Origin of the sequence: Agrobacterium rubi TR3 = NBRC 13261 (assembly GCF_000739935.1) — a bacterium.
Classification (GTDB): domain Bacteria; phylum Pseudomonadota; class Alphaproteobacteria; order Rhizobiales; family Rhizobiaceae; genus Agrobacterium; species Agrobacterium rubi.
In genome coordinates this window covers 1-11,618 of the sequence record NZ_BBJU01000021.1, presented here as the reverse complement: position 1 = coordinate 11,618, position 11,618 = coordinate 1, and the positions used below count along the sequence as shown (strand labels likewise).

Below are 11,618 nucleotides of genomic sequence, written 5' to 3'. Positions count from 1 at the left end.
TCCCCCCGGCGGCACGGGAGGAGGACGACACCGGTTTCGGACCGGCCGGTGTCATCCTCCCGATGCCCGACCTGGCCGCATCACGGATGCCAAGACTGACCGTCTTGGTGACCCGCGATGCATCCGCCAGGAGATTGGTCGCCGGGTGTACCGACAGCTCATCGTCCTCTGGTCGAACGCGACTATGGGGATTGAAGCGAAAGTCAGGCGGTACACAGGAACACGCTGCATCTGCCCCGCACTGTTGGAAAACAGCGCGGACGGATCGCAAGGGGCACACCTGGCCGGGGCTGGCGGGTGAAGAGCTTGCGAAAAACGGATCGATCCTTCCGCCCCTCGATTATCGGCGCGGAGGCAAATCGAAGGCAGATGCAGCCGAACTGGCAGGGCGATGATCTGGCAACAGGCCATCGCCACCCGGATGGGAAGGGTTGGACCTTGAACACGTCCGACCGGTTCTCCGGCAGGGTTCCCCCTTCGCCGTCCGGGCTCTGCCAGCCGTGGCAAGAGGATTGCTGTTTGGCCAAAAGAGCCGAACGGGGCGCTGAAAGGTGCCATTTATAGACTACCCAACGAGGCAGCTTGCAGCGCCCCGTCCGACATACCCGTGGCCGCGAATGGTTATGGGACCAGAGAATGAAGCAAACCACGGGCAGGTACTGCCGCGTGAACGGCGAAGCTTGCGTAAGCGGTGGCCGGGTTTTTGATAGGATTGGATTTGGTGGGTGTGGCTGGATGCTGCGTACAGGGTGCAAGGTACTGGGCTGCAGGCCGCAACAAAGCAACCCTCATCCTGAGGTGCCCCGCAGGGGCCTCGAAGGACGGGGGGTGCGGGCTTAGGGCAGAGTGCGCGGCGGATGCTTCGAGGCTTTGTCCTTCGGCCAAAGCACCTCAGCATGAGGTTGGAGGGTGCGGCTACCCACCTTGCTAGAAACGAAGGAGGGATGGTGCAACGGAGTTGGATGAGTGCATGTCGTCGTATGCCGTATGCTGGATGCAACGCAGCAATCCTCATCCATCATCCTGAGCCTGTCGAAGGAGAGGTGCGGAGGCAAAGCCGGAGCCTCGAAGGACGAGGGTTGCGGGCTTGAGGCAGAGTGCGCGGCAGATGCTTCGAGGGTCGCTTCGCTCCCACCTCAGCATGAGGGCGGTGAGTGTGGTTGCCCTTAGCCTTCGAGAGGGCAGAGTAAGAGGCTGGACATCGGGCACCACGCAGCAACCCGAAAGGTCAGACTACGCCGCTCACCCCCCTCTGGCCTGCCGGCCATCTCCCCCACAAGGAGGGAGATCGGCAAGAGGAGACCGCTCGGCCATCTCTGCCGCTGCGGATAAAACGGGGAGCGAGCCCCCAGCCGATCTCCCCACCTGTGGGGGAGATGGCCGGCAGGCCAGAGGGGGGCGATCTGGCGCCGAGGCTTGCCATCCCGCCAACAACACCCCACCCGCCCGATATTACCATTGTGCATCCACCGCAAATTTTGCTAGCAGAGGCCAACCGAAAATCCATGACACCGGAAAATAGATATGCCCGATCTTCTGCTTGAACTCCGCTCCGAAGAGATTCCCGCTCGCATGCAGCGGAAGGCGGCTGGCGATCTGAAGAAGCTCGTCACCGATGCGCTGGTGGAAAAAGGGCTGACCTATGAGGGTGCGCGCGAATATTGGACGCCGCGCCGCCTGACGCTGGATATTCGCGGGCTGAACGCACGCTCTGCCGATGTGCGCGAAGAAAAGAAAGGCCCCCGCACCGATGCCAATGAAAAGGCCATCGAAGGCTTTTTGCGTGGCGCGGGCCTCAGCGATATCGCGCAGGCGCAGGTCGTGTCCGACCCGAAGAAGGGTGATTTCTACATTGCCATCGTCAACAAGCCCGGCCGTGCGGCAGAAGAGATCATTGCCGAGGTGATGCCCGGCATTATCCGCAAGTTCCCGTGGCCTGTTTCCATGCGCTCCGGGCCAGCCTCCATGCCGAAGGGCTCCAGCTATGCGGGCATTGAAGGCAAGGGTTCGGAAAGCCTCAGCTGGGTGCGCCCGCTGCAATCCATCGTCTGCCTGTTCGGCCCCGAACATGACGAAACGCAGGTCATTCCCTTCGAGATCGATGGCATCGTGGCCAGCAACGTGACCTATGGCCACCGCTTCCACGCGCCTGAAGCCATCACCGTGCGCCGCTTCGAAGACTATGTGTCGAGCCTCGAAAAGGCCAAGGTCATTCTGGATGCAGAGCGCCGCAAGGACATCATCCTGCACGACGCCAAGGATCTGGCTTTCGCCAACGGCCTCGATCTCGTGGAAGACGAAGGCCTGCTGGAAGAAGTCTCCGGCCTCGTGGAATGGCCGCAGGTGCTGATCGGCACCTTCGAGGAAGATTACCTCAAAATCCCCGCCGAAATCATCCGCCTCACCATCAAGACCAACCAGAAGTGTTTCGTCACCCGCCCGCAAGGCGCGACGGAGGGCCTGTCCAACCGTTTCATTCTGGTCTCCAACATCGAAGCCAAGGATGGCGGCAAGGAAATCATCCACGGCAACGGCAAGGTCGTGCGCGCGCGCCTCTCGGACGCCAAGCACTTCTGGACCCGCGATCAGGGCGACCTGCCGGACCTGGAAACGCTGAAGGCATCAGCTGCAAAGTTCGACCTCGACTTGAAAAAGCCGCTGGACCAGCGCATGGCCAAGCTCGATGCGCTGAACGTCACCTTCCACGCCAAGCTCGGCACGCAGGGCGAACGCGTCGCCCGCATCCGTGAACTGGCCAAGCAGCTTGCCCCGGTTATCGGTGCCGATGCTGATCTGGTAGACCGCGCCGTGGTTCTCGCCAAGGCCGACCTGCGCACCGAAGCCGTCGGCGAATTCCCCGAATTGCAAGGTCTGATGGGCCGCAAATACGCCCTTTTGCAGGGCGAGGACGAGAGCGTTGCCGCTGCCATCGAAGACCACTGGAAGCCTAACGGCCCGTCTGACCGTCTGCCGGAAGACAAGGTAGGCCTCACCGTCGCCCTTGCCGACAAGCTCGACACGCTGGTCGGCTTCTGGGCTATCGACGAAAAGCCCACGGGTTCGAAAGACCCGTTTGCACTGCGCCGTGCGGCGCTGGGCGTTGTGCGGATGATTCTGGAGCGGAATGTTCGGTTGCCGTTACGACACGCCTTCAAAGCTACCTATCTGGAGGTGCTAAAAAAAGTAGTTCCCGAAAATGGTTACCTAGCTGGACCCGAGCCGCACGTCCGACCGTTCTGGGCTCTCCCTGCGATGAACGGGGAAGAAGGCAGGATGGCCTCGCCGTTTGACGATGATGCAAATGTCGTTAAAATATTTACTGAGGGAGAACCTCCTTCCTACCAAGAGGCATTTCCATCTACTCTGAAAATTAGTGTAGACCTCCTCTCTTTCTTCCACGACCGCCTGAAAGTCTACCTCCGCGATTTCGGTGCGCGCTACGATCTCATCGAAGCCGTGCTCACGCCTGAGACCGACGATCTCCTCATGGTCGCCCGCCGCGTCGAAGCGCTGACGGCTTTCGTGACGGATCAGGATGGCATCAACCTTCTGGCTGGCACCAAGCGCGCCACCCAGCTTCTGGCTGCCGAAGAAAAGAAGGGCACCGTGGTGGCGGATAGCGTGTCGGAAGAGCTGCTGAAGCTCGACGCCGAAAAGGCGCTCTACGCCGCCATCAAAACCGCCTCCGCCGATGCCGCCAAAGCGGTCGAAACAGAAGACTTCCGCTCCGCCATGCAGGCGCTCTCGACGCTGCGCGCGCCGGTCGACAAATTCTTCGAAGACGTCCTCGTCAACGACGAAGACACCGCCATCCGCGCCAACCGCCTGGCTCTGCTCAAGGCCATCCGTGAAGCAACGGGAACGGTTGCGGACTTCTCGAAGATCAGTGGCTGAGGTGGCCTTGCTCATGGTAGCATTTATGGTACTATAAGCGATGAAGATCGTCGAATACATCGACCGGAATGGCATCAGCCCATTTGGCCGCTGGTTCGCGAAAATCGAGGCCCGTGCGGCATCCAAAGTGACGATTGCCTTGACCCGCATGGGACAGGGCAATCTCTCCAACGTCAAGACCGTCGGCTCGGGCGTGCTGGAGTACCGGATTGATTATGGGCCGGGATACAGGGTCTATTTCGGTCGCGATGGCGATGAACTGGTGATCTTGCTGGTCGGTGGAACCAAAGCGCGGCAGCAGAACGATATCGAGACCGCACATGGTCTGTGGCGCGACTACAAATCCAGAAAGGGTATCTGACATGGCCCTGACACGGGACTTCAAACAGACGGTCAAGCTGCGGGCAGAAAATGACCCTGCCTTCAGGGCAGCACTTCTCTCGGATGCAGTCGAACTGTTTCTGGAAGGTGACGTGGACACCGGCAAGGCCGTGTTGCGTGACTTCATCAATGCGACGCTCGGCTTCGAAGCTTTGGCCATCGCGGTGGATATGCCGCCCAAAAGCCTGATGCGCATGTTCGGACCAAAGGGCAATCCGCGTGCGGATAATCTGTTCAGCGTCATCCATGCGCTTCAGAAAGACTCCGGCATTCACCTTGCTGTCGCCGCGGCTTGAGTGTGCCCAAAATCCTCATCAGTGCCTGCCTCCTCGGCCACGCCGTCCGTTACGATGGCAAAGGCAAGCCGCTCTCCCACCCGGCCATCGAGCGCTGGAAGGAAGAGGGTAGGTTGGTGACGATCTGTCCCGAAATGGCAGGCGGCATGGCGGTCCCGCGTCCGCCTGCAGAAATCGAAAATGGAGCCTCGGGCCTCGATGTGCTGGAGGGCCGGGCGCGGGTGATCGAAATCACCGGTGGTGACGTGACGGCGCAGTTCGTGGCCGGTGCGCAAAAGGCGCTGGCTTTCGCAAAGGACAATGGCTGCGGCTATGCGCTGCTGATCGATGGCAGTCCATCCTGCGGGTCAGTTTCGGTCTATGACGGCTCGTTTTCGGGCCGTAAGCACGCTGGCAATGGCGTTACTGCAGCACTGCTGGAGCAGGCAGGTATCGCAGTGTTTTCCGACCGGCAGATCGATGCGCTGGATCGGCTGACACAATAAAACACCGGAGATTTCTCCCCGGCGTTTGGTAACCTGCCATACTTCCCGACCACCCGGTCAGCTTGCCATCCGCATCTGCTGGCCCATGCCATGCAGGGAGGATGTCGAGGATTGCGAGACGCGGAAAGAGCGGATGAGGTTCAGCAGTTCCTCGGTGTCGGCGGCCAGCGCTTCTGCCGATGCCGTGGTTTCCTCGGCCATGGCGGCATTGTGCTGGGTGGCGGCATCCAGCTGGTTGAGCGATGACGAGATGGAGCGCAGCGTCGTGTCCTGCTCGGCAGCCGAATGGGCGATCTTGCTGACGATGTCGCTGGAAGACTTGATCTGATCGGAAATCCGCTTCAGCGCATCGCCGGCTTCCCCCACCAGGCGCACGCCATTTTCCACCTGCGTGGACGAACGGGCGATCTGTTCCTTGATCTCCTTGGCGGCGGCGGCCGATTTCTGGGCGAGCTCACGCACTTCCTGGGCGACCACGGCAAAGCCCTTACCGGCCTCACCGGCACGGGCGGCTTCCACACCGGCATTCAGCGCCAGAAGATTGGTCTGGAAGGCGATGCCGTCGATGACGCCGATGATCTTGGAGATTTCCTCCGAGGATTGCTCGATGCCGCTCATGGCACCAATCGCCTCTTCGACGATCTTGTCGCTGCGGTTGGCGTCCGAGCTGATCGAGTTGACGCGCTTGGCCGCTTCTGTCGCGCCATCCGCCGTCTGGCGTACGGCGACCGTCAGCTCGTCCAGTGCCGCCGAGGTTTCCTCAAGGCTTGCGGCCTGACGTTCGGTGCGCTGCGAAAGCTCGCTGGAGGCTTTGCGGATATCATCCTTGGAGCTGCCGATATCGATGCTCTTGATGTTGACCTTCGCCATGGCGGCGTCCAGCTGCGACAGCGCTTCGTTGAAGTTGTCGCGCAGATCGGCGTAACGGGACCCGAGGTCGGCGCAGCGAACGGTGAGGTCACCCTGCGCAAGTTGCACCAGCGCATCGCCAATGGTGGTGACGACGCGAGCCTGAAGCTCGGCTTCGTCGCGCTGCATGTCGAGATTGGTCTGGCGTTCGGTGTCCAGCTGCTGTTGCTGCTCGTCCTGACGGGCCTGCATGGTGTGGCGCTCGCGCACCTTGTGTTGCAGGGCCTCCGTTGCTTTCGCCATCAGGCCGATCTCGTTTTTCATGCCGGTGTGGGGAATGGCCAGATCGACATTCTCGTTGGCGACTTCGCCCAGCGCCTTGTGGATATCGTCCAGCGGCTTGGAAATGCCTCTGATCACGACATAGGCGGCCAAAAGACCCAGCAGGAACACGCCGACGCCGAAGGATATGGCATTGATGATGGTGGAGCGAACCTGCGCCTGGAGGTCGTCGACATAAACGCCTGTGACGACCACGACCTGCCAGGGTTCGAACGCCATGGCGTAGGAGCTCTTCAAATAGGTGTCGCCTTCCACGCCGGGCTTGGGGCCATAAAAGCTTGTTTCGCCGCCGCCTGCGCGTGCCAGCCGAACCAATTCGTCTCGGTAAGCAAAGCCCTGAGTGTCCGGCTTACCCTTGAAGCTTTGCCCGACACGCTTGGGATCGGGGTGAAACAGCATCTTCACATCGTAGTCATAGCCGAACATGTAACCGTCTGGCGTGTACTTCATCGCGGCGACGATGGCGAAGGCCTGGGCCATGGCCTGTTCGCGGGTCAGCGTGCCGGCCTTTTCCTTGTCGTAAAACGACTGGAAGATCGAAATCGACGACTGAACCTGCGTGCGCAGCATGCCGTAGCGCTCTTCATAGATGGCGTTGACGGACGATCTGATCTGGAAGTAGGTGGTCAAGGCAAAAGCTGCCATCAGGGCCACCACGAGCAGGATCAATTGTCGGGAAATCGGCAAGTTTTTCATGAGCGCTCACAGGGCTACGGTGCGTTGAGTAACAACAGGGTATTATTGATGTCGAGTAGAGATCAGCGCCTGATGCGCAATACAGATGCGCTCATCGCACCGTCTATTAGAAGATGAAGCTTGAGAACGCTGAATAAATATTTAAGTTTTAATCGAGAATCATTGTTTGATAGAAAAGAACTTGCGATTTATCAAAATTGCGGCAATGGTTTTCTATCGGTAGTTGCTATGGCGTCTATAAGCTGACTCAGGATGGTCGGTCTCAGTGAGATTGCCGAAGCAACACACCATCAAACGCCAGAGGTGCGGAAGCATCCGCCGCAACGGGAATAGCAACGTCTTTGACGACGTTTTCCACGGCCGATGTCTTCACCAGCGTATCGATCGTTGGCATTGTCTCGGCCAGCGCCGTGGCCGTGTCATCGGCGGGAAGCCATGCGGCATTTTTGCTGACAAAGGTCACGGGCGAGCCGCCAAGCCAGGATTCCGTGCGCACGATCTGCTTCTTGCCATCGACATCGCGAATGGAAATGTTTTGGGTGCCGGGGGAAAGGGTTGGGGCAGCTTCTGCGGGTTTGGCCTTCACGATCGCGATTGGGCAGGCCTCGCAAGTCACGGAGACCACGCTGCCGTTGCCGGTGCGGTTGCCGTGGATGACGTCGATGGAGGATGCCATGGCAGAACCGCTCGCCAGCACGATTGCGACTGTCAGCAAAGTCTTGCGCATAAAACCCCCGTTTCCCGCAGCCATTCTGCTGCTTAACGGGGATAATTTTACCAAGACTTCCTTTCCATCCGGTCAGGAATATTGGTAAATATTGAACGAAATCCGGCGTTGTTTACCGTGCTTTTTCGCGGGCTACAGCTTGCCAGCCTATATCCGTGCGGCTGAAACCATTGTCCCACTTCACCTCTTTGACCAAGGCATAGGCGCGGTTCCTCGCTTCGGTCACGGTCTTGCCAAAGGCGGTCACGTTCAGAACGCGCCCCCCGGTGGCAACCAGTTGGCCGTCCTTGTTGGATGTGCCGGCGTGAAAGACCTTGGCATCGGCGCGCTCGTCCGGCACATGCGCAATCGGCGTGTTCTTCTCATAGGAAGCGGGGTAGCCGTTCGACGCCAGAACGATGGTCAGTGCCGCATCGTCACGCCATTCGGCACTGACCTGGTCCAGCGTGCCGGTGGCCGTCGCATGGAGGATGGGCAGAAGATCGCTCTTCAGCCGCATCATCAGCACCTGGCATTCAGGGTCGCCGAAACGGACATTGTATTCGATCAGCTCCGGGCCTTTTTTCGTAATCATCAAGCCTGCGAAAAACACGCCGGAAAACGGATTACCGTCCTTGGCCATGCCTTTGATCGTTGGCTCGATGATCTCCTTCATCGTCCGCTCGACCATGTCGGGCGTCATGACCGGGGCAGGGGAGTAAGCACCCATGCCGCCAGTGTTGGGGCCGGTGTCGCCATCGCCGACGCGCTTGTGGTCCTGCGCGGTGGCCAGCGCCAGCGCCGTCTTGCCATCGGACAGGCAGAAGAAGCTGGCTTCCTCACCATCGAGAAAGGCTTCGACCACGACTTCAGCACCGGCAGCGCCAAATGCGCCATCGAAACAATCGTCGATGGCTGCAAGCGCCTCGGCTTCCGTCATCGCAACTGTCACGCCTTTGCCAGCCGCCAGACCATCGGCCTTGATAACGATGGGCGCGCCCTGTTCGCGGACATAGGCCTTGGCGGGTTCGGCAGCCTTGAAGCGCTGGTAGGCGCCGGTTGGGATATCGTATCGCGCGCAGAGATCCTTGGTGAAGCCCTTGGAACCCTCGAGCTGTGCTGCCGCCTTGGATGGGCCGAAGGTCACGATGCCCGCTGCGCGCAGGTCATCCGCCAGACCCGCCACCAGCGGCGCTTCCGGGCCGATGATGACGAAGTCGATGGAGTTGTCCTGACAGAAGGCGATGACTGCCGGATGATCTTCGACATCGAGCGTGACCAGCGTCGCGTGGTCGGCAATGCCGGGGTTGCCGGGGGCGGCGTAGAGTTTCGTCAGCAGGGGGGACTGGGCAATTTTCCACGCCAGCGCATGTTCGCGTCCGCCGGAACCGATCAACAGAACTTTCATGGTCAACACCCCTGTCATCTCGCGTTTTATCGTATTGTTGGGGCGTTAAGGGCAGGGGCAGGAAAGGTCAAGGTCACCTGCGGCTTTTCTGTGGAATCGATAAAGCTTCCTGTTGTCATGCCATAATCAACATCTATGTTCGGGCAGATTTTTCAAACAGTTCAGAGAACCATATGTCCGCAGATAATGCCCGTATCGCCCCGACAATCGCTTCCGAGATCAATGCCCGCGCCGAACAGGTCAAGGCAGCGATCGCGCTGCTGGACGAAGGCGCGACCGTGCCGTTCATCGCCCGCTACCGTAAGGAAATGACCGGTGGGCTGGATGATACGCAACTGCGCACGCTGGCGGAGCGGCTGTCGTACCTGCGTGAACTCAATGCTCGGCGCGCATCGATCGTCGATTCCATCACGGGTCAGGACAAGATGACCGATGAACTGATGGTCAAGATCGTCTCGGCCACGACCAAGGCGGAACTGGAAGACCTTTACCTTCCCTACAAGCCCAAGCGCCGCACCCGCGCCGAAATTGCCCGTGAACGCGGGCTTGGACCGCTGGCGCAAGCCATCTGGGACGACCGCAGCGCCGACCCGGCGAAGCTGGCAGGCACCTATGTTCAGGGCGAGGTCACCGATGTGAAGGCGGCGCTGGAGGGTGCGCGCGACATCGTGGCCGAAACCATGACCGAGAACGCCGATCTGCTGAAGCGGCTGCGTGACTACATGCGCCACAATGCGACCTTCCGCGCCAAGGTGGTGGATGGCAAGCAGGCGACGGGCGAAAAATTCTCCGACTATTTCGACCATTCGGAAAAATGGGCAACCGTGCCGGGCCACCGGGCGCTGGCCATGTTGCGTGGCTGGAACGAGGAAGTGCTGACACTGACCATCGATGTCGATGCGGATGATCCGTCGCCGGTCAAACCCGCCCAGCGTACCATCGCCAGCACGTTTGATATTCGCAGTGCGGGACCTGCGGATGCTTGGCTGATGGAAGTTGCGGGTTGGACCTGGCGCGTGAAGCTGTCCATGTCGCTGTCGCTCGACCTGATGCGCGAGCTGCGGGAGCAGGCTGAAGAGGAAGCAATCCACGTCTTTGCCCGAAATCTCAAGGACTTGCTGCTGGCAGCTCCTGCTGGTTCCCGCGCCACCATGGGTCTCGATCCCGGCATTCGCACAGGCGTCAAGGTGGCGATTATCGATGGCACCGGCAAGTTGCTGGATACGACCACGGTCTACCCGTTCCCGCCGCGAAACGATATTCGTGGCACGCAGGCGGAGCTTGCGAGCCTCATCAAGAAGCACAATGTCGAGCTGATCTCCATCGGCAATGGCACGGGTAGCCGCGAGACCGAACGTCTGGTGGCCGATATGCTGGGGCAGCTGAGCGGCGCGAAACCCACGAAGGTCATTGTTTCGGAAGCGGGTGCGTCCATCTATTCGGCCTCAGCCAGTGCTGCTGCCGAATTCCCCAATCTGGACGTCTCACTGCGTGGTGCCGTCTCCATTGCGCGTCGTTTGCAAGACCCGCTGGCGGAACTGGTGAAGATCGAGCCGAAGTCCATCGGCGTCGGCCAGTACCAGCACGATGTCGATCAGGGCAAGCTGTCGCGCTCTCTGGATGCTGTTGTCGAAGATGCGGTGAACGCCGTGGGCGTCGATCTCAACACCGCATCCGCCCCGCTGCTGGCCCGGGTTTCAGGCCTCGGTAGCTCAATTGCCGATGCCATCGTTCTGCACCGTGATCAGACGGGACCGTTTGCCAGCCGTAAGGAACTGCTGAAAGTGCCGCGTCTCGGTCAACGCACATTCGAGCAATGCGCGGGCTTTTTGCGCATTCCCAACGGCAAGGAGCCGCTGGATTCGTCTTCCGTACACCCGGAAGCTTACGGCGTTGCCAAGAAGATCGTCGCCGCCTGCGGTCGCGATCTGCGCTCTGTCATGGGTGACAGTGCCGCGCTGAAATCGCTGGACCCGAAACAATTCATCGATGAGCAGTTCGGTCTTCCCACCGTCAAAGACATCATCACTGAGCTGGAAAAGCCGGGCCGCGACCCGCGCCCGAGCTTCAAGACCGCGACCTTTGCCGATGGCGTGGATGAAATCACCGACCTGAAACCCGGCATGCTGCTGGAAGGTACGGTCACCAACGTCGCGGCTTTCGGTGCTTTCGTTGATATCGGCGTGCATCAGGATGGCCTCGTCCACGTCTCACAACTGGCCGACCGTTTCGTCAAAGACCCGCACGAGGTGGTGAAGGCGGGAGATGTGGTGAAGGTGCGCGTGGTGGAAGTGGACGTGAAGCGCAAGCGCATCGGTCTCACCATGCGCAAGGATGGCGGCGAGGCCGCACCCCAGCCGATGCGCGAAAAGGGCAACGCCAATGCCATGCGCCATGCCAGCGCCAAACCGCAGACGCGTGCCGAGGCGGCGCAACCCGGCGGTGCCTTGGCGGCAGCTTTGGCGGAAGCCATGAAGAAGCGGTGAGTGGCGGTGACGCTTGATTTGCCGGAAGCTGGTGGTTCTTTCGTAAGCGGTAGCGGGTGCGGTTCACCCCCCTCT

At 60.2% G+C, this 11,618-nt stretch carries 9 protein-coding genes; 6 read left to right on the top strand and 3 right to left on the bottom strand.

All coding sequences use genetic code 11. The features are described 5' to 3' along the window. The 5 genes from RRU01S_RS26365 to RRU01S_RS16545 all read left to right on the top strand — a co-directional run. A partial coding sequence (locus tag RRU01S_RS26365; RefSeq protein WP_210165238.1) for a hypothetical protein occupies positions 1–395 on the top strand: 395 nt, incomplete at its 5' end. 1,129 nt (positions 396–1,524) lie between these two features. Beyond that, positions 1,525–3,894, top strand: a complete 2,370-nt coding sequence (gene glyS, locus RRU01S_RS16560; protein ID WP_045231416.1) for a glycine--tRNA ligase subunit beta — start codon at positions 1,525–1,527, stop codon at positions 3,892–3,894. A gap of 40 nt (positions 3,895–3,934) precedes the next feature. Beyond that, positions 3,935–4,255 (top strand): type II toxin-antitoxin system RelE/ParE family toxin, encoded by a 321-nt coding sequence (locus tag RRU01S_RS16555; RefSeq protein ID WP_045231415.1) that lies wholly within the window; start codon positions 3,935–3,937, stop codon positions 4,253–4,255. Position 4,256: 1 nt separating this feature from the next. Continuing rightward, positions 4,257–4,571, top strand: coding sequence for a helix-turn-helix domain-containing transcriptional regulator (locus tag RRU01S_RS16550; protein WP_045231414.1), 315 nt, complete (start codon positions 4,257–4,259; stop codon positions 4,569–4,571). A 2-nt stretch (positions 4,572–4,573) separates the two neighbouring features. Next, entirely contained in the window at positions 4,574–5,056 is a 483-nt protein-coding gene (locus RRU01S_RS16545) for a 2-thiouracil desulfurase family protein (RefSeq protein WP_412674293.1), read from the top strand. A gap of 57 nt (positions 5,057–5,113) precedes the next feature. Here RRU01S_RS16545 and RRU01S_RS16540 read toward each other — a convergent pair whose 3' ends face one another. The 3 genes from RRU01S_RS16540 to purD all read right to left on the bottom strand — a co-directional run bounded on the left by RRU01S_RS16540 (position 5,114) and on the right by purD (position 9,057). Continuing rightward, on the bottom strand, positions 5,114–6,943 hold the full coding sequence (locus RRU01S_RS16540; RefSeq protein WP_045231412.1) for a methyl-accepting chemotaxis protein: 1,830 nt from the start codon (positions 6,941–6,943) through the stop codon (positions 5,114–5,116). Positions 6,944–7,205: 262 nt separating this feature from the next. Next, complete coding sequence (locus tag RRU01S_RS16535) at positions 7,206–7,670, bottom strand: plant virulence effector HPE1-like domain-containing protein (RefSeq protein ID WP_045231411.1); 465 nt, start codon at positions 7,668–7,670, stop codon at positions 7,206–7,208. Between the two features lie 112 nt (positions 7,671–7,782). Then, positions 7,783–9,057, bottom strand: a complete 1,275-nt coding sequence (gene purD / locus RRU01S_RS16530) for a phosphoribosylamine--glycine ligase (RefSeq protein ID WP_045231410.1) — start codon at positions 9,055–9,057, stop codon at positions 7,783–7,785. Positions 9,058–9,230: 173 nt separating this feature from the next. On the opposite strand from purD, the gene RRU01S_RS16525 reads away from it, so the two are divergent. Further along, a complete protein-coding gene (locus tag RRU01S_RS16525; protein ID WP_045231409.1) occupies positions 9,231–11,543 on the top strand; it encodes a Tex family protein in 2,313 nt (770 codons plus the stop codon). Positions 11,544–11,618: the final 75 nt, after the last annotated feature.